The sequence below is a fragment of the Pseudomonas sp. HY13-MNA-CIBAN-0226 genome (assembly GCF_040310305.1).
GTDB lineage: Bacteria > Pseudomonadota > Gammaproteobacteria > Pseudomonadales > Pseudomonadaceae > Aquipseudomonas > Aquipseudomonas gregormendelii.
Map to the genome: position 1 here is coordinate 1 of NZ_JBEOPS010000011.1, position 21,649 is coordinate 21,649.

Annotated in this window: 25 protein-coding genes; 16 read left to right on the top strand and 9 right to left on the bottom strand. The window is 58.7% G+C overall.

Going from position 1 to position 21,649, the window contains the following annotated elements; all coding sequences use genetic code 11:
• Positions 1-168: 168 nt before the first annotated feature.
• Together AAEZ05_RS13530 and AAEZ05_RS13535 are read right to left on the bottom strand one after the other, a co-directional pair.
• Positions 169-1,389 (bottom strand): CaiB/BaiF CoA transferase family protein, encoded by a 1,221-nt coding sequence (locus AAEZ05_RS13530; RefSeq protein ID WP_045059066.1) that lies wholly within the window; start codon positions 1,387-1,389, stop codon positions 169-171.
• A gap of 13 nt (positions 1,390-1,402) precedes the next feature.
• Positions 1,403-2,584: an acyl-CoA dehydrogenase gene (locus AAEZ05_RS13535; protein ID WP_350647739.1), complete on the bottom strand. Its 1,182-nt coding sequence runs from the start codon at positions 2,582-2,584 to the stop codon at positions 1,403-1,405.
• 157 nt (positions 2,585-2,741) lie between these two features.
• Here AAEZ05_RS13535 and AAEZ05_RS13540 point away from each other — a divergent pair, with 157 nt between their 5' ends.
• From AAEZ05_RS13540 to AAEZ05_RS13585, 10 genes are all read left to right on the top strand, one after another.
• Positions 2,742-3,641 (top strand): LysR family transcriptional regulator, encoded by a 900-nt coding sequence (locus AAEZ05_RS13540; protein ID WP_205893956.1) that lies wholly within the window; start codon positions 2,742-2,744, stop codon positions 3,639-3,641.
• A gap of 436 nt (positions 3,642-4,077) precedes the next feature.
• Positions 4,078-5,199 (top strand): Re/Si-specific NAD(P)(+) transhydrogenase subunit alpha, encoded by a 1,122-nt coding sequence (locus tag AAEZ05_RS13545; protein ID WP_045059069.1) that lies wholly within the window; start codon positions 4,078-4,080, stop codon positions 5,197-5,199.
• Positions 5,200-5,214: 15 nt separating this feature from the next.
• The gene (locus tag AAEZ05_RS13550; protein WP_007947884.1) at positions 5,215-5,538 is read left to right on the top strand and encodes an NAD(P) transhydrogenase subunit alpha part 2; all 324 of its coding nucleotides are present in this window, start codon (positions 5,215-5,217) and stop codon (positions 5,536-5,538) included.
• Positions 5,538-6,971 carry an NAD(P)(+) transhydrogenase (Re/Si-specific) subunit beta gene (locus AAEZ05_RS13555; RefSeq protein WP_045059070.1) on the top strand — a complete coding sequence of 478 codons (1,434 nt, stop codon included), beginning with the start codon at positions 5,538-5,540 and terminating at the stop codon, positions 6,969-6,971. Before AAEZ05_RS13550 ends, AAEZ05_RS13555 begins: the two co-directional genes overlap by 1 nt.
• Positions 6,972-7,161: 190 nt before the next feature.
• Entirely contained in the window at positions 7,162-8,655 is a 1,494-nt protein-coding gene (scpC, locus tag AAEZ05_RS13560; protein WP_045059071.1) for a succinyl-CoA:acetate CoA-transferase ScpC, read from the top strand.
• A gap of 319 nt (positions 8,656-8,974) precedes the next feature.
• Positions 8,975-9,190, top strand: coding sequence for a DUF1127 domain-containing protein (locus AAEZ05_RS13565; protein WP_007902752.1), 216 nt, complete (start codon positions 8,975-8,977; stop codon positions 9,188-9,190).
• 383 nt (positions 9,191-9,573) lie between these two features.
• Positions 9,574-9,891, top strand: a complete 318-nt coding sequence (locus tag AAEZ05_RS13570; protein ID WP_045059072.1) for a DUF2388 domain-containing protein — start codon at positions 9,574-9,576, stop codon at positions 9,889-9,891.
• A gap of 108 nt (positions 9,892-9,999) precedes the next feature.
• Complete coding sequence (locus AAEZ05_RS13575) at positions 10,000-10,317, top strand: DUF2388 domain-containing protein (protein WP_045059073.1); 318 nt, start codon at positions 10,000-10,002, stop codon at positions 10,315-10,317.
• A gap of 27 nt (positions 10,318-10,344) precedes the next feature.
• A complete protein-coding gene (locus tag AAEZ05_RS13580; protein WP_045059074.1) occupies positions 10,345-10,665 on the top strand; it encodes a DUF2388 domain-containing protein in 321 nt (106 codons plus the stop codon).
• The gene (locus AAEZ05_RS13585; RefSeq protein ID WP_205893953.1) at positions 10,662-12,623 is read left to right on the top strand and encodes a DUF7844 domain-containing protein; all 1,962 of its coding nucleotides are present in this window, start codon (positions 10,662-10,664) and stop codon (positions 12,621-12,623) included. The genes AAEZ05_RS13580 and AAEZ05_RS13585 overlap by 4 nt, the downstream gene beginning before the upstream one ends.
• 20 nt (positions 12,624-12,643) lie before the next feature.
• Here the strand turns inward: AAEZ05_RS13585 and trpA are convergent, their stop codons facing one another.
• Both trpA and trpB read right to left on the bottom strand, forming a co-directional pair.
• The gene (gene trpA, locus AAEZ05_RS13590) at positions 12,644-13,453 is read right to left on the bottom strand and encodes a tryptophan synthase subunit alpha (RefSeq protein ID WP_045059076.1); all 810 of its coding nucleotides are present in this window, start codon (positions 13,451-13,453) and stop codon (positions 12,644-12,646) included.
• Positions 13,453-14,688, bottom strand: coding sequence for a tryptophan synthase subunit beta (gene trpB / locus AAEZ05_RS13595; RefSeq protein ID WP_045059077.1), 1,236 nt, complete (start codon positions 14,686-14,688; stop codon positions 13,453-13,455). Before trpB ends, trpA begins: the two co-directional genes overlap by 1 nt.
• A 112-nt stretch (positions 14,689-14,800) precedes the next feature.
• On the opposite strand from trpB, the gene AAEZ05_RS13600 reads away from it, so the two are divergent.
• Positions 14,801-15,694 carry a LysR family transcriptional regulator gene (locus AAEZ05_RS13600; RefSeq protein WP_045059078.1) on the top strand — a complete coding sequence of 298 codons (894 nt, stop codon included), beginning with the start codon at positions 14,801-14,803 and terminating at the stop codon, positions 15,692-15,694.
• Here the strand turns inward: AAEZ05_RS13600 and AAEZ05_RS13605 are convergent.
• Positions 15,691-16,017, bottom strand: a complete 327-nt coding sequence (locus tag AAEZ05_RS13605; protein ID WP_045059079.1) for an ElaB/YgaM/YqjD family protein — start codon at positions 16,015-16,017, stop codon at positions 15,691-15,693. The genes AAEZ05_RS13600 and AAEZ05_RS13605 overlap by 4 nt on opposite strands.
• 157 nt (positions 16,018-16,174) lie before the next feature.
• Between AAEZ05_RS13605 and AAEZ05_RS13610 the strand changes: the two genes are divergently transcribed.
• Positions 16,175-16,390 (top strand): dodecin, encoded by a 216-nt coding sequence (locus AAEZ05_RS13610; RefSeq protein ID WP_045059080.1) that lies wholly within the window; start codon positions 16,175-16,177, stop codon positions 16,388-16,390.
• A gap of 122 nt (positions 16,391-16,512) precedes the next feature.
• On the top strand, positions 16,513-16,734 hold the full coding sequence (locus tag AAEZ05_RS13615; RefSeq protein WP_045059081.1) for a DUF1161 domain-containing protein: 222 nt from the start codon (positions 16,513-16,515) through the stop codon (positions 16,732-16,734).
• 65 nt (positions 16,735-16,799) lie between these two features.
• Here AAEZ05_RS13615 and AAEZ05_RS13620 read toward each other — a convergent pair whose 3' ends face one another.
• Positions 16,800-17,801 carry an LLM class flavin-dependent oxidoreductase gene (locus tag AAEZ05_RS13620; RefSeq protein ID WP_350647743.1) on the bottom strand — a complete coding sequence of 334 codons (1,002 nt, stop codon included), beginning with the start codon at positions 17,799-17,801 and terminating at the stop codon, positions 16,800-16,802.
• A 244-nt stretch (positions 17,802-18,045) separates the two neighbouring features.
• Here AAEZ05_RS13620 and AAEZ05_RS13625 point away from each other — a divergent pair, with 244 nt between their 5' ends.
• The gene (locus tag AAEZ05_RS13625) at positions 18,046-18,477 is read left to right on the top strand and encodes an OsmC family protein (protein WP_205893951.1); all 432 of its coding nucleotides are present in this window, start codon (positions 18,046-18,048) and stop codon (positions 18,475-18,477) included.
• Positions 18,478-18,651: 174 nt separating this feature from the next.
• The gene (locus AAEZ05_RS13630; protein WP_045059084.1) at positions 18,652-18,891 is read left to right on the top strand and encodes a DUF1161 domain-containing protein; all 240 of its coding nucleotides are present in this window, start codon (positions 18,652-18,654) and stop codon (positions 18,889-18,891) included.
• 5 nt (positions 18,892-18,896) lie between these two features.
• On the opposite strand, the gene AAEZ05_RS13635 is transcribed toward AAEZ05_RS13630, so the two are convergent.
• A complete protein-coding gene (locus tag AAEZ05_RS13635) occupies positions 18,897-19,316 on the bottom strand; it encodes a PA0061/PA0062 family lipoprotein (RefSeq protein WP_201147186.1) in 420 nt (139 codons plus the stop codon).
• A 40-nt stretch (positions 19,317-19,356) separates the two neighbouring features.
• Positions 19,357-19,779 (bottom strand): PA0061/PA0062 family lipoprotein, encoded by a 423-nt coding sequence (locus AAEZ05_RS13640; RefSeq protein WP_122840854.1) that lies wholly within the window; start codon positions 19,777-19,779, stop codon positions 19,357-19,359.
• A gap of 60 nt (positions 19,780-19,839) precedes the next feature.
• Here AAEZ05_RS13640 and AAEZ05_RS13645 point away from each other — a divergent pair, with 60 nt between their 5' ends.
• A complete protein-coding gene (locus tag AAEZ05_RS13645) occupies positions 19,840-20,916 on the top strand; it encodes an aminopeptidase (RefSeq protein WP_350647745.1) in 1,077 nt (358 codons plus the stop codon).
• A 63-nt stretch (positions 20,917-20,979) separates the two neighbouring features.
• Here the strand turns inward: AAEZ05_RS13645 and AAEZ05_RS13650 are convergent, their stop codons facing one another.
• Positions 20,980-21,630, bottom strand: coding sequence for an HAD family hydrolase (locus AAEZ05_RS13650; RefSeq protein ID WP_205893949.1), 651 nt, complete (start codon positions 21,628-21,630; stop codon positions 20,980-20,982).
• Between the last annotated feature and the right edge of the window lie 19 nt (positions 21,631-21,649).

Below are 21,649 nucleotides of genomic sequence, written 5' to 3' on the forward strand. Positions count from 1 at the left end.
TGTTTACCAAGGAGTTTTCCGTTTCGACTGCGCCGGAAGTGGGGCGAATTATAGACACCTGAGATCTGCCGTCAAGCGTAAATTCTGCTTTTCCATCAATTAGTTAGGAAAGGGCCGAAAACGCGCCTTTCCTTCTATATAAGTACACCTCTATATAGAAGGAACAGCTTAAAGCACCCCGGCTTCCTTGAAGGCGGCCACCGCACCAGCATCCAGACCCAACACCCGCTGCAGCACCTCCAGCGTGTGCTCTCCCAACAAAGGCGGCGCATTACGGTATTCCACCGGTGTTTCGGACAGGCGAATCGGACTCGCCACTTGCGGCACCATGCCAGCGAGCGCATGGGGCAGTTCAATCGCCAGCCCTCGAGCCTTCACCTGGGGGTCGGCAAACATTTGCGCCAGGTCGTTGATCGGCCCGCAGGGCACGCCCGCCTGCTCGAGCTGCAACACCCACTCGGCGGTTGTCTTGAATACGGTCGCCTGGCGAATGAGAGGAATCAGTTCGGCACGATTGGCCACCCGCAACTTGTTGGTAGCGAACCGCGGATCGTCAGCCCACTGTGGCTGACCCGCCACCTCGGCAAACTTGCGGAACTGCCCATCGTTACCCACGGTAAGGATGAAATCACCATCCGCCGTAGGAAAATCCTGATAAGGCACTATGTTTGGATGGGCATTGCCCAAGCGCTTGGGTGCATTACCGGTCGTCAAGTAGTTCATCGCCTGGTTAGCCAGACAGGCCACCTGGACATCCAGCAACGCCATATCAATGTGCTGGCCGCCGCCACTGTGATCCCGATGCGCCAGCGCTGCCAGAATCGCGACGGTCGAATACAGCCCGGTCAATATGTCCGTCAGGGCGACGCCAACCTTCACCGGCCCCGCGCCCTCATCACCCTCAGGCCGCCCGGTGAGGCTCATCAAGCCACCAAGCCCCTGGATCATGAAATCGTATCCAGCGCGCTTGGCATAGGGGCCGGTCTGGCCGAATCCGGTAATCGAGCAATAGATCAGATTGGGATTTATAGCCTTCAGTGACTCATAGTCCAGACCATAAGCAGCCAGGCCGCCGACTTTGAAGTTCTCGATCAGGATGTCCGACTTGGCCGCCAGGTCGCGCACCAGCTTCTGCCCTTCAGGGCGAGTGAAGTCGATGGTCACCGATTGCTTGTTGCGATTGGCGGACAGGTAATAAGCCGCTTCGCTGGTGTTCTCGCCATAGGCATCCTTCAGGAAAGGCGGGCCCCAGGCGCGCGTGTCATCACCATTGCCCGGGCGCTCGACCTTGATCACTTCAGCGCCAAGGTCAGCGAGGATCTGCCCGGACCAGGGTCCGGCCAGTACGCGTGATAAATCCAGTACCCGCAGATGCGAAAGCGCGCCCATGGCCGTTCTCCTATTAGTAGAACGCCTGCAGGCCAGTCTGGGCGCGACCAAGGATCAGCGCGTGAACGTCATGCGTGCCCTCGTAGGTATTCACCACTTCCAGGTTGACCAGGTGCCGTGCAACGCCGAATTCGTCGGAGATACCGTTGCCGCCCAGCATGTCGCGAGCCATGCGCGCGATATCCAGGGACTTGCCGCAGGAGTTGCGCTTCATCATCGAGGTGATCTCGACCGCTGCAGTGCCTTCGTCTTTCATACGACCCAGACGCAGGCAGCCTTGCAATGCCAGGGTGATCTCGGTCTGCATGTCGGCCAGTTTTTTCTGGATCAACTGAGTGGCCGCCAAAGGACGCCCGAACTGCTGACGATCCAGGGTGTATTGACGAGCGGTGTGCCAGCAGAACTCAGCCGCACCCAGCGCGCCCCAGGAAATGCCGTAGCGGGCGGAGTTGAGGCAGGTGAACGGACCTTTCAAGCCGCGCACGTCCGGGAAGATGTTCTCTTCAGGAACGAACACGTTGTCCATGACGATTTCGCCGGTGATCGATGCCCGCAGGCCTACCTTGCCGTGAATTGCCGGTGCGCTCAGGCCTTTCCAGCCCTTCTCGAGTACAAAACCGCGGATATCGCCGGCATCGTCCTTGCCCCAGACCACGAACACGTCGGCGATCGGGCTGTTAGTGATCCACATCTTGCTGCCTGTCAGGCTGTAGCCGCCTTCGACCTTGCGCGCACGGGTGATCATCGCTCCCGGGTCGGAACCGTGGTTAGGCTCGGTCAGACCGAAGCAACCGATCCACTCACCCGACGCCAAATTCGGCAGGTACTTCTGTTTTTGCGCTTCGGTACCGAATTCATTGATAGGCACCATCACCAGCGAGGACTGCACGCTCATCATCGAACGGTAACCGGAGTCGACGCGCTCAACCTCACGAGCGATCAGGCCATAGCTGACGTAGTTCAGGCCACTGCCGCCGTATTGTTCAGGGATGGTTGCGCCCAACAGGCCCACCTCACCCATCTCGCGGAAGATCGCCGGGTCAGTCTTTTCATGACGGAAAGCTTCCAGAACACGCGGCGCCAGCTTCTGCTGAGCGAATTGCTCGGCGGTATCGCGAATCATGCGTTCTTCTTCAGTGAGCTGTTGATCCAGCAGCAGCGGATCGATCCAGTTGAAGCTAGCTTTACCGGCCATGAGCAAGTCCTCTCGAAAGGCATCAAATAACGTGGATTGATCCTAGGCCTGCCCAAGCGCAAGGGCAAACGAGGATTTTGCATACTGTTGTGCTAATTTCTCACTCCGTAACATCGCCAAAGTCGAATCATGCGATGGATTAGTGAGGTTGAGGTACATGCGCAGAAAAATCCCCAGTACAACCGCCCTGATCAGCTTTGAAGCGGCTGCGCGCCACGAGAGCTTTACCAAGGCAGCCCAGGAGCTTTCGCTGACGCAGGGCGCCATTTGCCGACAGATCGCCAGCCTCGAGGAGTTCCTGAGTGTCGAACTGTTCCGACGCTCTCGTCGCGGAGTGAAACTGACCGAAGCCGGGCTTTCCTACAGCCGGCGAGTGGCCACCCAGCTGGACGCGGTTGAGCGCGATACCTTGTCGGTGATGGGTCAGCAAGGCGCCAACGTCATCGAACTCGCTGTGGTGCCGACATTTGGCACACAGTGGCTGCTGCCTCGGTTGAAAGACTTCCAGCACAAGCATCCGGAAGTAACCGTCAACCTGACCAACCGGACCCGCCCCTTCCTGTTTGCCGACACGGATTTCGATGCGGCTATCTACTTTGGCGACGCCGATTGGTCGGGTACTGAATCCCACAGGCTGATGGGGGAAAATCCGATGCCTGTCTGCAGCCCGCACCTGCTTGGACACCAGGATTCGCTGACACCCGCCCAAATTGCAGAGTATCCACTGCTGCAGCAGACCACCCGCCCCTATGCCTGGCGCCAATGGTTCAACTCGCAGCACCTTAATATCCCGCGGGACATGACAGGGCCGCGCTACGAGCTATTCTCCATGCTCGCCCAGGCAGCGATGCACGAGATGGGCATCGCGCTGATTCCGCCTTTCCTGATTCAGCGTGAGCTGGCGGAGAAACGCCTGGTGATTGCGAACCCAAATGCGCTGTCGAGCATCAAGGCCTATTACCTCATGATTCCAGAGCGAAAGGTCGAATCGGCCTCTTTGAGGGCTTTTCGTGATTGGCTGGTCAATCAAGCGCAGGGCTATAGCCTTGAGTCCTAGCGACTTACAGCGATAAGCTGACCTCGTAGTCAGGTAAATCAAAGCACTACAGATATAAGTAATTGTCGCATTTAAGCAGACTGTACTTGAAGGGAGCACAATCGTGCCACAAGCTCGTGCCACCGTGGCTTTGAGCCGGTATTGCCTAGCGATGATTACTCATTCACCTGACTCATGCGCAAAATCCAGAATCTTCCAAAAACGCCCTGCAGGCCTCGATTAACAAGGGCTTGGCCCGAATGCTTGCGACATTCGGTCACGGGGTGACTTGTAGTTAATTTTCCGTCACGCATCATAATCCCTTGAAGGGTGCAAAGTTCGCCTGCAAAATGCCGCGCCCCGCCCTTATTTAGCGGGATCGTGCTGATCGGCCGCCCCAGCTCGCACCATCCGAAGTGCCTGGGTTTACTCAATAAGATCACGCAGGAGATTTGACGTGCACATTGGTGTTCCTCTCGAAACCCAGACGGGTGAAACACGGGTTGCTGCAACCCCGGAAACCATCAAGAAGCTGATCGGCCAGGGTCATAAGGTCACTGTGCAAAGCGGCGCCGGCATCAATGCCAGTGTTGTCGACAGTGCCTATGAAGCGGCAGGCGCGATTATTGGCAGTGCCAATGAGGCGTTTGGTGCCGAGCTGATTCTCAAGGTGGTCGCTCCCAGCGACAGCGAACTCGCTTTGATCAAGAGCGGAACCGTTGTGGTGGGCATGCTCAACCCGTTCAGCAATGAAACCATTGCCAAGCTGGCCGAGTGCGGCGTTACCGCGTTTGCCCTGGAAGCGGCGCCACGCACCTCTCGGGCCCAGAGCCTGGACGTGCTGTCCTCCCAGGCCAACATCGCCGGCTATAAAGCCGTATTGCTGGCCGCTCACCACTATCCACGCTTCATGCCGATGCTGATGACCGCTGCGGGCACCGTGAAAGCGGCGCGGGTGCTGATTCTCGGCGCCGGCGTCGCGGGTTTGCAGGCGATTGCCACAGCAAAGCGCCTGGGTGCAGTGATCGAAGCGTCTGATGTGCGTCCTGCCGTTAAAGAGCAGATCGAATCCCTCGGCGCCAAGTTTGTCGACGTGCCCTACGAAACCGATGAAGAGCGTGAGTGCGCCGTCGGTGTCGGCGGCTACGCCCGGCCCATGCCTGCCAGCTGGATGCAGCGCCAGGCCCTGGCCGTTCACGAACGTGCCAAACAGGCTGACATCGTCATCACCACGGCCCTTATCCCTGGCCGCAAGGCACCGACATTGCTGAGCGCGGAAACCGTGGCGCAGATGAAACCCGGCTCGGTGGTCATCGACCTCGCCGCAGCCCAGGGCGGCAACTGTCCGCTTACCGTGGCGGACCAAGTAGTAGTCGAGAATGGCGTGACCATTTGCGGCCCGACCAACCTGGCCGGCGCAGTGGCGGCAGATGCTTCGGCACTGTACGCACGCAACCTGCTGGACTTCCTGAAGCTGGTCTTCAACAAGGAAGGCCAGTTCGAGATCAACCTCGAAGACGACATCGTCGCCGCGTGCCTGATGTGCCGCGACGGCCAAGTCATCCGCAAAAACGCCTAAGCAGGGATTCAGACGATGGAAGAGCTTATCTCCCCCGGTATCTACAACCTGATCATCTTCGTGCTGGCGATTTATGTCGGTTACCACGTGGTCTGGAACGTTACGCCTGCACTGCACACCCCCTTGATGGCAGTGACCAACGCCATCTCGGCGATCGTGATTGTCGGCGCCATGCTGGCTGCGGCGCTCACCGTGACCCCGCTGGGCAAGACCATGGGCACCCTGGCCGTGGCCCTGGCGGCAGTGAATGTGTTCGGTGGCTTCCTGGTCACCCGCAGGATGCTTGAGATGTTCAAGAAAAAAGCCCCGAAAGTCGTAAAAGAAGAGGCGCCCAAGTAATGAGCATGAACCTTGTCACGACGCTCTACTTGATCGCGTCCATCTGCTTCATCCAGGCCCTCAAAGGGTTGTCCCATCCGACAACCTCCCGACGCGGCAACCTGTTCGGCATGCTCGGCATGGGCCTGGCGATCCTCACCACAGTGGGCCTGATCTACAAGCTGGGCGCTGAGCTCGCCACCGCGGGCATCGGCTACGTCATTGTCGGCCTGTTGGTCGGCGGCACCGCCGGCTCGATCATGGCCAAGCGCGTTGAAATGACCAAGATGCCGGAACTGGTCGCCTTCATGCACAGCATGATCGGCCTGGCGGCGGTATTCATCGCCATCGCAGCGGTGGTCGAGCCGCAGTCCCTGGGCATCGTCAAGCAGCTGGGCGATGCAATCCCTGCGGGTAACCGCCTTGAACTGTTCCTTGGCGCAGCTATCGGTGCAATCACCTTCTCCGGTTCGGTGATCGCATTCGGCAAGCTATCCGGCAAGTACAAGTTCCGCCTGTTCCAGGGCGCACCCGTGCAGTTCGGTGGCCAGCACAAGCTGAACCTGCTGCTGGGCCTGGCAACGCTGGCCCTGGGCATCACCTTCATGCTCACCGGCAACCTCGGTGCCTTCGCACTGATGCTGGCCCTGGCTTTCGTCCTGGGCGTGCTGATCATCATCCCGATCGGTGGCGCGGACATGCCGGTGGTAGTGTCGATGCTCAACAGCTATTCGGGCTGGGCGGCGGCAGGTATCGGTTTCTCGCTGAACAACTCGATGCTGATCATCGCCGGCTCGCTGGTGGGTTCGTCCGGTGCAATCCTCTCGTACATCATGTGCAAGGCGATGAACCGTTCGTTCTTCAACGTACTGCTCGGTGGTTTTGGCAACACGGCAGACGCCGGCCCTGCAGGCGCCAAGGAAGCTCGTCCGGTTAAATCCGGTTCGGCTGACGACGCAACCTTCCTGCTGACCAACGCCGATACCGTGATCATCGTTCCTGGCTACGGCCTGGCGGTCGCTCGCGCGCAGCATGCGCTCAAGGAACTCACCGAGAAGCTCACCCATCGCGGTGTGACCGTGAAGTACGCCATTCACCCGGTGGCGGGTCGGATGCCTGGGCACATGAACGTATTGCTGGCCGAGGCCGAAGTGCCCTACGACCAGGTGTTCGAGATGGAAGACATCAACTCCGAGTTCGGCCAGGCCGACGTGGTGCTGGTGCTCGGGGCGAACGACGTGGTCAACCCGGCGGCGAAGAACGATCCTAAATCGCCGATTGCCGGCATGCCGATTCTCGAGGCGTTCAAGGCCAAGACCATCATCGTCAACAAGCGCTCGATGGCCAGTGGTTATGCCGGTCTGGACAACGAACTGTTCTACCTCGACAAAACCATGATGGTGTTCGGCGACGCTAAAAAGGTCATCGAGGACATGGTCAAAGCCGTCGAGTAAAACCTGCTCCAGCGCAATACCCAAAACCTCAGCCTTTAGTAGGCTGGGGTTTTTTATTGCCTGTAAAAATCCCCGCCAACCCGACCAAAGGCTCTAAATCAGTGGTCTGCATTCGACCATGGTAGCGGGAGGATTTTTCTGGAAATCACTAAACTGCCCACCTTGCTTCCGTTGCCCGAGATAACAATCCATGTATCGTGATCGTATTCGCTTGCCTTCGTTGTTGGATAAGGTGATGAGCGCCGCCGACGCCGCCGCTTTGATTGAGGACGGCATGACCGTCGGCATGAGCGGCTTCACCCGCGCGGGCGAAGCCAAGGCCGTGCCCCACGCACTCGCCGAGCGCGCCAAAATCTCTCCGCTGAAAATCACCTTGATGACCGGCGCCAGCCTGGGCAACGACCTCGACAAGCAGCTCACCGAGGCTGGCGTGCTATCGCGGCGCATGCCGTTCCAGGTGGACAGCACCCTGCGCAAGGCAATCAACGCCGGCGAGGTCATGTTCATCGACCAACACCTTTCGGAAACCGTCGAGCAACTGCGCAACCAACAGCTCAAGCTGCCGGATATCGCCGTCATCGAAGCCGTAGCGATCACCGAACAGGGCCATATCGTGCCCACCACCTCGGTAGGCAACTCGGCCAGCTTCGCGATTTTCGCCAAACAGGTCATCGTCGAAATCAACCTTGCACACAATCCAAACCTGGAAGGTCTGCACGACATCTATATCCCGACCTATCGCCCGACCCGCACGCCCATTCCGCTGGTAAAGGTGGATGACCGCATCGGCAGCACTGCCATCCCGATCCCGCCGGAAAAGATCGTGGCGATTGTCATCACCAATCAATCCGACTCGCCATCCACCGTCTTGCCGCCGGACGTGGACACTCAGGCCATCGCCGATCACCTGATCGACTTCTTCAAGCAGGAAGTCGCTGCCGGGCGCATGACCAACAAGCTTGGCCCCTTGCAGGCTGGCATCGGCACCATCGCCAACTCGGTGATGTGCGGCTTGATCGATTCGCCGTTCGAAGACCTTACGATGTACTCGGAAGTCCTGCAGGACTCGACATTCGACCTGATCGACGCCGGCAAGCTGAGCTTCGCCTCAGGCAGCTCGATCACTTTGTCAGCCCGGCGCAACAGCGACGTGTTCGGTAACCTGGAGCGCTACAAGGACAAACTGGTCCTGCGCCCTCAGGAAATTTCCAACCACCCGGAAGTCGTACGTCGCCTCGGTATCATCGGCATCAACACGGCGCTTGAGTTCGATCTGTACGGCAACGTCAACTCTACGCATGTCTGCGGCACGCGAATGATGAATGGCATCGGCGGCTCCGGCGACTTCGCACGAAATGCCCATCTGGCAATCTTTGTGACCAAGTCGATCGCCAAGGCCGGCGCGATCTCCAGCGTAGTCCCCATGGTCAGCCACGTTGACCATACCGAGCACGATGTCGACATCCTCGTGACCGAAGTTGGCCTGGCGGACCTGCGCGGCCTTGCACCCAGGGAACGCGCACGGGTCATCATCGACAACTGCGTGCACCCCGACTACCGCCAGGCGCTGGATGACTACTTCACCGCGGCCTGTGCCATCGGCGGGCATACCCCCCACATCCTGCGCGAAGCACTGAGCTGGCACATAAACCTGGAAGAAACCGGCCGGATGCTGGCCGTGTAAATAGTACAGATAGCCGCTGGCGCAAACACAGTTTCGCCAGCGACCGATTGAAAAGCCCCTATCCGAATAAAACTGTACTACTGTACTGGTTGTTTCCTACAGAAAAGTCCCCAACGTATCGGTATCAACGGCACAATCGCACCAATAAAGTGCCGACAAGTACAGTTGCCTCAATTTAGACCAGTACACCCCCTATTAACAGTTAACTGGTACCTCACAATACAGTTGAACTGTATCTACAGGGACTGGCCAAACGAGAGGATCATTGGCATCAGTTAAACCACTACCTAATCCCGCCACAAGCGGAAGGATGTCAACCATGGAACGTACACTCAGTTCCGAACTGTTCTTCGAAGATACCGCTGCAAAAACCCAGGCTTCGATGCCTCTTCGCGTTATCGCCAACCTGATGTTGTGGCAGCGCCGCATCTCCAGCCGCCATCAACTGGCTCGTCTGGATTCGCGTCTGCTGGCTGATGCCGGGATTAGCGAAGCACAACGCTACGAAGAGCTGAGCAAGCCGTTCTGGCGCTAAGTAGCGTCGCTGGCTCTGACCTGCAGGGTCCACCGCCAGCAACCCGAATTGCACAAACAAGACCCGTCGCCGGAAACCGCGACGGGTTTTGTCGTTTCAGGCCCCTGAAAAACTCAACAAGTACAGTTTCTTAATCAGTGAATACTGCAAGTACAGTTCTGTAGGAGCTGCCGAAGGCTGCGATCTTTTGACGTTGGCGTGGCGAAACAAAGATCAACAGATCGCAACCTTCGGCAGCGCCTACGCAGGGTTTCTTCGGCGCTGGACTGTTCGAACCAGCCCACCCCGGCCTAATATCCAAGGGGAACGTGGCGAATGCTGCAAAACAGACGTCCCATTAAACAAGCCACCTCCCAATCCGGTTCATTTAAAGGAGTTACACCATGTCCCGTCTTCGTCTGCTCAGCGCTGCAGCCCTGCTCGCCGTGGCTGCCAATTCCCACGCCACCAGCTTCATCGTGACCACCGATGCCGTCGTCGGTGCACTGAAAGCCACTTCCGATGCGACTTCCGACGTCACCTCCTCTTTCCGAGATGACAAGATCGTCCGTGCCGCGCGCGATGACGCTGCCAGTTTCGTAGCCAGCGAAGGTTCGATCCGTGGCGTGAAGCTGGAAAGTGCTCTGGACCACATTCGCCACCAGGCACCTCAACTGAACGCAACCGACGCACAACTGGCCCAGGCTATCCTGACCATCTGACTCGGATGACTGCCATGGGGCGCGCAAGTCGTGTCCCATTGTTTCCGCGCTGGCTCTAAAACAGGCATTAAGCTAGCCTTCGGACTCGTTTTCCAACTATCGAGCCTCATGCGTTTTCTTTCAAATCTGTTGATCACTCCGGTATTAATGGCCATTGGCTGGTCGGGATCTGCCCAAGCCTACGACGCCTTCAATCTGTCCACCCAGGGCATCGTAGCCAGCGGCTATGCCACGAGCATGGTGACCTCGGCCCCCTTCGACCGTAAGCTACTGCTCGCTGCACAGGATGACGCTGCCGCTTTCATCGCCACCGATGGAGCATTGCTTGGCGCGCGCCTGGAGTCCGCACTGGTTTATCTGCGCCATACACGGCCAAAACTTCATGCAAGCGACCTTGAACTGGCGCAGGCAATTCTCGTCCAATAGTTATCCTTGTCCTTCCGGAGTCGTTCCATGCGTAACCCGCTGATTGCCGCCACCCTTGGCCTGTTGTTGCTGGCCGACCTGGCCCAGGCGCAAACCCTGGTAGCCACCAGTAATATTGTTATTCGTGCCAGCCAGCGCACGCTCGATTTCACCTCGGACACCACCACGTCGATCCGTGATTCGAAAATTGTTCGCGAAGCCCATGACGATGCCGCCAGTTTTGTGGCCAGCAATGGCGACATTCGCGGAGCACACCTTGAAGCCGCCTTCGATACCTTGCGTACCCGCGTGCCCGAAGCGCGCGACGCCAGTGACCAGGTTCTCGCCGAAGCCATCCTCGCACTGTGAGGTCGGTAGGCGCCTGGCTGCTGGCCGGGATCGTGTTGCTGCTTGGCAACACGGCTCAGGCTGACCTGCAATTACGGCTCAAGACCACAGGCCTGAGCCCCGCACAACAACAGGCCAGCCAGGCGCTCCTTGATGAAGCCATGCAGGCGTTACCGCCACAGTTCATCCAGCAACTGGACCGTCGCATCGACGTTGGCTGGACTGACGACATGCCCGTCAATGCCTATGGCCAGGCTTCATTGGTTTCTGAGCTCGACCTGAACCGCAACCTGCTCGACAGCCTCACGGACGGCAGTGCCGCCAGCAAAAAAACCTATCGTCCCCACGGCACCGTGCGCCGGGAGATACTCGCCACGGTGTTGCACGAGCTCACGCACATCTATGACCGCTCTCGTCTGTGGACGGGGACCGAACGCACGCTGATCCAGCGCTGCACCCGGCGCAACAGCAGTGCCGGGCTGGTCGGCATGCCAGACGAGTGTCGCGGCCAGAACGACCGCCGCTTCACCCTCAGCGATGATCCACGCCTGCTTGATCTTGCTGGCTGGCAACAATATGTCGGTCGCCGTGGTGAGCGTGAACAGCACAATCGGCAGATCGCGCGCAGCCCGGACATTTACGAGACGAGCAGCCCGAAGGAGTTTGTGGCGGTCAACATGGAGTATTTCCTCCTCGACCCAAGCTACGCCTGCCGTCGCCCGGCGCTCTATCGCTACTACCAGGAACACTTTGGCTGGGCCCCCGCTGCCAAGGAGACCTGCGCCAAATCTTTCGCCTTCCTCAATGCAGGCAACGATTTCGCCAAGCAACCCCTGGGTCAGGTAGACCCGGAGCGGGTTTACGCAGTGGACTATCTGCTGGCCGAAGCCAATCAGAACTGGGTCAGTCGCTGGGGCCACAGCATGTTGCGCCTGGTGATCTGCGCGCCGGGGCGACCGCGGGGGCCGGATTGCCGCCTGGATCTTGATCAACACCTGGTGCTGTCGTACCGCGCCTTCGTCGGCGACGTGCAGCTATCGAGCTGGGACGGGCTGGTCGGCAAGTATCCGTCACGCCTGTTCGTGCTGCCGCTAGCCCAAGTGATCGACGAATACACCAAGACCGAGTTACGCAGCCTGGCCTCGATCCCGCTGACCCTGTCACGCAAAGAGATCGAAGAGGTGGTCGAGCACGCGGCCGAGATGCATTGGAGTTACGACGGCAACTACTTCTTCCTGTCCAACAACTGTGCAGTGGAAGGGCTGAAACTGCTACGTAGTGGCACCAACAACAAGCAATTGGTGGGCCTGGACAGCATCATGCCCAATGGGTTGCTGGAAGTGCTCAAGGGTCGCGGGCTGGCCGATACCAGCGTCCTTGATGATCCGCGCGAGGCCTTGCGCCTGGGCTATCGCTTCGATTCGTTCCGCGACCGCTACCAGGCGATGTTCGAGGTGCTGAAAAAGCATTTGCCAATCAAGCAGGAGAACGTCGAGGACTGGCTGGCGATCAAGGCTACAGAGCGGCGCCAGTGGATCGACCAGGCGGACCTGCGCACCAGTGCCGCCCTGCTGCTGCTCGAGCAGGCAGCGTTCCGGCAACAACTGGTGCTGGCGCAGGATGAGGTCAAGCAACGCTATCTGGGCGCGCGGGAATTGAAGAACGGCGGCATGGACAAGGCCAACGCCACGCTGCAGCAGATTCTTGCCAACAGCGGGTTTCTAAGCCGCCCGGCAGAATTGCTGGGTACTGGCGGTTACGGATTGCCGCAGCCAAGCGAGTGGCAGCGCCTTGAATCGGAAAGCAGCCTTCGGCAGAAACAGCTTCAGGCGCTGACCGGCGATCTGGACAAGGAAGTCAGAGCCCTGCTGGACCCGGCCCGGGCAGCAGAGATGGCGGAGAATGAGGCCAACCTGAAGCAGGTTGGCGAACATTTACGCAAATTGCACAAGGCAGCCGGAGGGCTGGAACTGCCTTGAGCAAAAGCCGCTGACAGGCGTCAGACTCGAGCCTTGCGCACGCCTTCGGACAAGGCTGCGCAAAGGCTCAGTACGCCGTCGATCGCCTGGTCAGGTGTGGAGGCATTGGCAATGTGATCGATCAGTGCCGAACCCACCACTACACCGTCCGCAAGACGCGCGATCGCCGCCGCCTGCTCTGGCGTGCGGATGCCGAAACCAATGCTGATCGGCAGGTCGGTATGGCGTCGCAGGCGAGCAACAGCCTCTTCCACGTGTTCCAGGGTCGCCGCGCCCGCACCGGTCACACCGGCTACCGACACGTAGTACACGAAACCGGAGCTGCCGTTCAGCACCGTTGGCAGGCGCACATCATCAGTAGTCGGCGTGGTCAGGCGGATGAAATCCAGGCCGGCAGCCTGTGCCGGATCGCACAACTCACCGTTATGCTCAGGCGGCAGGTCAACCACGATCAGGCCATCCACGCCGGCAGCCTTGGCGTCTTCAATGAACTGCGGCACGCCATACATGTGGATCGGGTTGAAGTAGCCCATCAACACTAGCGGGGTCTCAGCATTGCCTTCACGGAACTCGCGAACCATCTGCAGGGTTTTCGCCAGGTTCTGTTTAGCGCCCAAGGCACGAATGTTGGCCAGCTGGATCGCCGGGCCATCGGCCATCGGGTCGGTAAACGGCATGCCCAGTTCGATAACGTCGGCACCCGCGCCAGGCAGCCCCTTGAGGATCGCCAGCGAAGTGTCATAGCTTGGGTCGCCGGCGGTGACGAAGGTCACCAGGGCAGCGCGATTCTGTTCCTTGAGTTCGGCAAAACGCGTTTGCAGGCGGCTCATCAGTGTTTCTCCTGCTTGGATTGCATGTGTTGGGACTGCTCCATGTGGTGCATCACAGTCTGCATGTCTTTGTCGCCACGGCCGGACAGGTTGATCACCATCAAATGATCTTTTGGCAACTTCGGCGCACGCTTGAAGACTTCAGCCAGGGCGTGGGCGCTTTCCAGTGCAGGAATGATCCCTTCCAGGCGGCAGCACTTATGAAATGCACCCAGGGCTTCGTCGTCAGTCACGGAGGTGTACTGCACGCGGCCGATGTCATGCAACCAGGCGTGTTCCGGACCGATACCGGGATAATCCAGGCCAGCGGAAATCGAGTGAGCGTCGATGATCTGGCCGTCATCGTCCTGCAGCAGGAAGGTGCGGTTGCCGTGCAACACACCTGGAACCCCACCGTTGAGGCTTGCCGCGTGCTTGCCGGTTTCGATCCCGTGACCGGCCGCTTCAACGCCGATGATTTCCACGCTCTGGTCATCGAGGAACGGGTGGAACAGGCCCATCGCGTTGGAACCACCGCCGATGCACGCCACCAGGCTGTCTGGCAGGCGGCCTTCCTGGGCTTGCAGCTGGTCCCGGGTTTCCTTGCCGATGACGGCCTGGAAATCACGCACCATGGCAGGGTAAGGGTGCGGGCCAGCCACCGTGCCGATCAGGTAGAAAGTGCTATCGACGTTGGTCACCCAATCGCGCAGCGCCTCGTTCATCGCGTCTTTCAAAGTGCCGGTACCGGCAACGACTGGAATGACTTCGGCACCCAGCAGCTTCATGCGGAACACGTTGGCCTGCTGACGCTCGATGTCAGTAGTGCCCATGTAGATCACGCAGTCCAGACCGAAACGCGCCGCGACCGTGGCAGTCGCCACGCCGTGCATGCCGGCACCGGTCTCGGCAATAATGCGTTTCTTGCCCATGCGCCGCGCCAGCAGGATCTGGCCAATGCAGTTGTTGATCTTATGCGCGCCAGTGTGGTTCAGCTCTTCGCGCTTGAGATAGATTTTCGCACCGCCACAGAACTCAGTGAGACGCTCGGCGTAGTAGAGCGGGCTCGGACGACCGACGTAGTCGCGCTGGAAGTACGCCAGCTCCTCCTTGAAGGCCGGATCTTCCTTGGCCAGTTCATATTCACGGGCCAGCTCGAGGATCAACGGCATCAAGGTTTCAGCAACGTAACGGCCGCCGAAGCCGCCGAACAGGCCGCTGGCATCGGGGCCACTGCGCAGATTGGTCTGGGTCATGAGTTGCTCCAGTTGAATTCGTGTGATGACAATGACGCTCACTTTACCCCTGACGCCCTGCACTGAAAACCGATAAGATCGCTACAACCTGTCAGGAAAACTCACATATCCCATGAGCCATGACCTCCCGCCGTTAAATGCCCTTCGCGCCTTCGAGGCCACTGCGCGCCTGAACAGCGTGAGCCAGGCTGCCGAGCAGTTGCACGTCACCCACGGGGCAGTTAGCCGGCAATTGAAGGTACTCGAGGAGCATCTGGGCGTCAGCCTGTTCATCAAGGACGGTCGTGGCTTGAAACTCACAGATGCAGGCGTTCGACTGCGCGATGCCAGCAGTGAAGCGTTCGAGCGCTTGCGGACAGTTTGCGCAGAGTTGACTCAAAGCACCGCCGACGCGCCTTTCGTGCTGGGCTGTTCGGGGAGCCTGTTGGCGCGCTGGTTCATTCCGCGCCTGGGTCGACTGAATGCAGACCTGCCGGACCTGCGCCTGCACCTTTCAGCGGGCGAAGGTGACCTCGATCCACGGCGCCCCGGGCTGGATGCCTTGTTGGTATTCGCCGAGCCACCCTGGCCAACGGACATGCAGGTGTATGCCCTGGCCAGTGAACGGATCGGCCCGGTGATGAGCCCGCGCTTCACCGGTTATGCACATTTGCAGAATGCGCCGGCCAGCGCACTGCTCGGTGAGCCGTTATTGCACACCACCTCCCGCCCGCAAGCATGGCCAAGCTGGGCACAGCAAAGCGACCTCAACGCCAAGGCGCTGACGTACGGACAGGGTTTTGAGCATTTGTATTATTTGCTGGAGGCGGCAGTAGCAGGGCTGGGCGTGGCAATTGCACCCGAACCGCTGGTGATCGAAGACTTGAAGGCGGGTCGCCTGGTTGCGCCATGGGGTTTCACTGAAACGACGGCGCAACTGGCGTTGTGGTTACCCAAGCGCGCCGCAGACGGGCGCGCCAGGCAGTTGGCGCAGTGGCTTAAAAACGAGCTGCGCCAAGCGGATTAGTCACCACGTTTGCACAGCAGATAAGCGGCCAGCAAACCCAGTGCACCGACAGCGACACCGGCTGTGGTCCAAGGGTGTTCCTGAGCGTAGTCACGAGTGGCAATCCCGGTTTCACGGGTTTTGACTTTGACTTCTTCGTAGGCATCGCTAAGCAGGTGGCGCGAGTGCTTCAGCGCGCTCTCAGCGTTGGCTTTCAAGACTTTCAGGGTTTTGCGCGACTCGTCCGAGGCGTCGTCCTTCAGGCTTTCCAAAGACTTCAGAAGACTCTCGATCTCGGCTTCCATGCTTTGCAATGAGGCTTTACGTAAAGAGGTGTTGGCCATGGTGGCTCTCCTGCATTGATGATGAGTGGCGTGTGTTGGTTGGGACTACAGCCGTTTGAGAAAGTGCAGTAAATCTGAACTTCTGTATCGAGTTGACCGACAGAAGTAATACGAAAATTCACTGCTAGTCTGTATTTCATACCCCAAGGAGAACGCCATGACTGATCACCATACGTACAAAAAAGTCGAACTGGTCGGCTCATCTGCCACCAGCATCGAAGACGCGATCAACAACGCACTGGCCGAAGCAAGCAAGACCATCAAGCACCTGGAATGGTTTGAAGTGACCGAGACCCGTGGGCATATCGAGAATGGTCGGGCCGCGCATTTTCAGGTAACACTCAAGGTCGGCTTCCGGATTGCCAGCAGCTGAGTTTGAGCTAGTCTTCTGAACTTGCGCGCTGGCCGAATGCCATAGGGAATGGCAAAAGCGCTACATGAGTGCACCCCTGTGAAACCGGGGTGCCCCTATTATCCGACCAGAGAATGCATCCGATGAAGAAGTTTATTTTGGCGGTAGGTCTGCTGAGCCTCGCCGGTACAGCATTCGCAGCTGGCAAACCTTGCGAAGAGCTCAAAGCCGAAATCGCCGCGAAGCTCGATGCCAAGGGCGTTTCTGGTTACTCGCTGGAAATTGTCGATAAAGGCGCTGCGGCTGGCGGCCAGGTTGTTGGCACCTGCGAAGGCGGCGCCAAGGAAATCGTCTACAAGAAATAAGCGGGTTGCGCCGCACTGAAAGCCGACGCAATGGCGTCGGCTTTTTTACGCCTGGCGTCTGAGTGTCAGCCTTTCATGACCTGCGCCAACAGCTCGTAGGAATGCACGCGATCGGCATGTTCATACAGGTCGCAGGTGAAGATCAGCTCATCCGCCTGGGTTTGCTCGATCAGCACCTCCAGTTTGGCGCGAATTTTCTGCGGGCTGCCAACCATCGCCAGGCCGAGGAAATCAGCCACTGCCTCCTTCTCATGGGGCAACCACAGACCGTCCATGGTTTTAACCGGTGGACGCTGCACAAGGCTCTGGCCCCGCATCAGCGCGAGGATTCGCTGGTAGACCGACGTCGCCAGGTAATCGGCTTGCTCGTCGGTATCGGCAGCCACCAATGGCACGCCCAGCATCACGTAAGGCTTGTCCAACACCGCAGAAGGCTTGAAATGATTGCGATAGACGCGAATCGCCTCATGCATGAAGCGCGGTGCGAAATGGGAAGCGAAGGCGTAGGGCAAACCGCGTTCACCGGCCAGTTGCGCACTGAACAGGCTTGAACCCAGCAGCCACACCGGAACATTTGTGCCCGTGCCAGGCATGGCGATGATCCGTTGATCCGGCGTGCGGGGGCCCAGGTAGCGCATCAGCTCCGCCACGTCAGACGGGAAATCGTCGGCGCTGCCGGAACGTTCCCGCCGCAGGGCACGGGCGGTCATTTGATCGGAGCCAGGCGCACGCCCCAGACCGAGGTCGATACGGCCGGGGTAAAGACTTTCCAGAGTGCCGAACTGTTCGGCAATCACCAGAGGCGCGTGGTTGGGCAGCATCACGCCGCCGGAACCGACACGAATGGTCGAGGTACCACCTGCCAGGTAACCCAGCAAAACCGAGGTGGCCGAACTGGCGATGCCGTCCATGTTGTGGTGTTCGGCCACCCAAAAGCGGTTGTAGCCGAGCTTTTCGACATGCTGTGCCAGGTCGAGGGAATTGCGCAGGGACTGGGCCGCACTGCCATTTTCCCTTACAGGTACAAGGTCCAGGGTCGAAAACTTTACGTCGGTCAATCGTTTCATAAACCTGCTTCTCCAATCGGGGGGAGCAGGTTTTTTCTTGCGAACGAAAACCTGCCGAATCCATAAGCGTGATTCATGCAATGAGGGCATATACCCGAGATTCAATAGCCAAGGCAAAAAAACCTACGAAAATAGTAGGACTTTTCAGATCGGGTGAACTTTGCACCTGCGTCTATCCTCAGAACCCTAGCAACCGAAAACCACGAAGGCGCGACGATTCGCGCCCGATCTTGAGGAGGCAGACATGGCTATCACAAAGAAAGCATCGGCTCATTGGGAAGGTGACCTGAAAACCGGTATTGGCTCGATTTCCACGGAAACCGGCGTACTGCGCGAAGCTCCGTATGGCTTCAAGGCCCGGTTCGAAGGCGGTAAAGGTACCAATCCGGAGGAATTAATCGGTGCGGCACACGCAGGTTGTTTCTCCATGGCCTTTTCGATGATCCTCGGCGATGCCGGGCTCAAGGCTGACAGCATCGATACCAACGCCGAAGTGACCCTGGACCAGGTTGATGGGGGGTTTGCGATCACGGCGGTGAAATTGATCCTGAAGGCGAAGATCCCAGGCGCCACCCAGGAGCAGTTCGAAGAATTGAGCAATAAGGCCAAAGAAGGCTGCCCAGTGTCCAAAGTGCTGAATGCCAAGATTACTCTGGATGCGACCCTGGTGAGCTAAATTGGCCCAGGCGTGACAATGATCGCAGCCCGCAGTCGCTTTTACCCAGGTAGAAGAGGCCATGGGCTGCGATTTTTTTGTCCTGAAACAAAACCAGCCAGGTCAAACTGTGGTCGAATAAATGACAGCAGCTCTAGCGCACGACCGTGCGCGCTGCCAGAAAAGGAGCTTCACATGAAACGTTTTGCCTTGGCGATCATCTGCGGTGCACTGGCGACTTCGGCCATGGCGGCGCCCAAGGATTGCGAAGAACTCAGGAAAGAGATCGAAATCAAGATCCAGGCCAATGCAGTGCCTTCCTACACCCTTGAAATCGTGTCCCGGGAAGAAGCCGAGAAGCATGACGTGGCCATGGTTGTGGGTACCTGCGAAAACGGCACCAAAGCCATCGTGTACCAAAAGAACGATAACTGATCCGACTACATCAGGCAGTTGACCTCCCGGTCCTCGGCCACGATCTCGCGCTTGGCGTTGTACAACCTGGCGCTGGGGGTGAACGCCAGATTCCGGGCCTCCAGCAGATAACGCTGGCCAGCCTCGAAATGGTCGTAGTTGATGGTCAGGTAACACAGGCGCTCTACCGGCCCGGTCATCAGGCTCCCGCCGCCGCCAAATACCTCGAAGTCGAAACGTACCAGCAGTTCATGACTGCCGGGGGCGACCTGGAAGAAGCGGCCATCGCGCAACCGCTGCTTATCCAGGCGCTCGGCCATCAGCAACTTGCCACCAGGACTCGGCGTCGCGAAGTCTACCCACGCCATCTGCGGATTGATGGCTGGCATCGGGCTTTGGCAACCGGCGACGACACTGGCGGCGAGCAATAGCAGCAACCTGCGCATTATAGATGTCCTTGGGCGTGGACATTCAGCATAGCGCCGATCAAGTGCGCTGGCAGCCTGCCGGTGCACCTTGGCCTACGACTTTGCGCTGTTGATCGTAGAGCTTGGCCCATGGCCTGAAACCGATGTTGCCCGCTTGCAGCTGATAGCGTTCGCCGGCGTTGAAATCCTTGAATTTCACATGCAGTTGGCAATCGCGCCACAACGGCTCGGCGTCAGGACCGATGTTGGCAGGGTCGACCGGAAACTGATAACGCACGGTCAATTCGTGGCTGCCGGGCTCAACCTCGAAGTAACGCTTGTCTGTGGAAGCTTTGGCATCGACCTGCAATGCTTGCAGCGCGGTGTCTTCCTGCTGCGAGTCGAGGTCGACCCAAGCCTGGGATGGATCGTGATGAGGCAATCCGAATCCAGCACAGCCTGTCAGCATCAACAGGCCGCCCGTCAGCATCAATTTGCGCATAGCGGAGCTCCAGTGCGGCGGGATAGTCTTGCGGGCAGACTTTCCAGGAATAATTTTATTTTGATCAGGCCTTTTCCAAGCCATGGGTTACTTGATCGCGTTTTACGCATTTTGTTTCCGGGTGTGCTGCTTTTGTTGCTCAATGGCTGCGCCAGCGTCAGCTATTACAGCCAATTGGCCAGCGGACAGTTGCAGCTGTTGCGCGCTCGGGAGCCAGTGTCCGAGGTGATCGCCGATCCCCGGCGCGATCAGCAGCTGCGCGCGCATCTGACCCAGTCGCAAAAGGCCCGCTCGTTTGCCAGCGATCATCTGCGCCTGCCGGACAACCAGAGTTACCGCCTGTATGCCGACATCGGTCGCCCGTTTGTGGTCTGGAACGTCTTTGCCACACCGGAGTTTTCCCTGGCAGCGCAAAATCACTGCTTTCCGATTGCCGGCTGCGTGGCCTATCGCGGTTACTACAGCCAGGGTGCAGCCCGCGGCGAGGCTGCCTTGCAGCGACTGCAAGGTATGGACGTTTCGATTGGCGGCGTCGAGGCCTATTCGACGCTCGGCTGGTTCAACGATCCGATCATCAGCTCCATGATGAATTGGGGCGACGAGCGGCTGGCCACGTTGATCTTCCACGAGCTCGCCCATCAACGTCTTTATGTCAAAGACGACACGGAATTCAACGAGTCATTGGCGACATTCGTGGAGCAGGAAGGCACCAGGCAATGGCGCGCCTTGCGTCGCCTGCCGCCGGATAACGGCGCACAAGCCCGGCAACGTGATCAATTCATCGAACTGGTACTGGCGACCCGCTCGCGACTCGAACAGCTCTACACCCTGCCTCTCACACCTGAACAGATGCGCCAGCGCAAGGCGGCGGAATTTGAACGGTTACGCGCTGAATACCGCAAGATCCGCGACAGCCAGTGGGCAGGAGACAAACGCTATGACGCCTGGATAAACGCCCCGCTGAACAACGCCCGGTTGCTGCCATTCGGCTTGTATGACCAATGGGTGCCGGCGTTCGAGGCGCTGTTCCGGCAGGCGCATGGGGACTGGCCTGCTTTTTATGCGGCCGCAGAGAAACTCGGAGCACTGCCAGTGGCAGAGCGCAAGACGGCGCTGAAGGTGTTGGCAGGACCATGAGAATTTGCAGCTGCGCTGCAAGTACGCCATCGCGGGCAAGCCTTTACAGCGATGGCGTACTGTTTAACCCCGCAAAAACGCCTGATGCAGCTCATCCAGCGTTTCAAAATGATAAGCAGGGGTTTGTGCACTCAGCTCCTCACGGCTGCCGAAACCATACCCCACCGCAGCCGCATCCAGACCGTTGCTGCGCGCGCCGATGAGGTCGTGCTTGCGGTCGCCGATCATCAGGGTGGTGGTCGGGTCCAGACCTTCTTCGGCCATCAGGTGAGCAAGCAGCTCGACCTTATTGGTGCGGGTACCGTCCAGTTCACTGCCGTAGATCACCTTGAAATGTTTGGCGAAATCAAAATGCCGGGCAATCTCACGGGCGAAAATCCATGGTTTGGAGGTCGCGATATACAGCTGGCGGCCCTGCCCGCCAAGGGTTTCCAGCAGAGGTGTAACCCCGTCGAAGACCCTGTTTTCATACAATCCGGTGACCTTGAAGCGCTCACGGTAAAAATTCACCGCCTCCCAGGCCTTGGGCTCGTCGAAGTCGTAAAACTGCATGAAGGCCTGCAGCAATGGCGGACCAATAAAGTGTTCAAGCCGGGAAAGATCGGGCTCATCGATCCCAAGTTTGCCCAAGGCGAACTGAATCGAGCGGGTGATGCCCTCGCGAGGGTCGGTCAGCGTGCCATCGAGGTCGAACAAAACGTTCTGGTAATGCATGTGCAATCCTGAGTTGAGT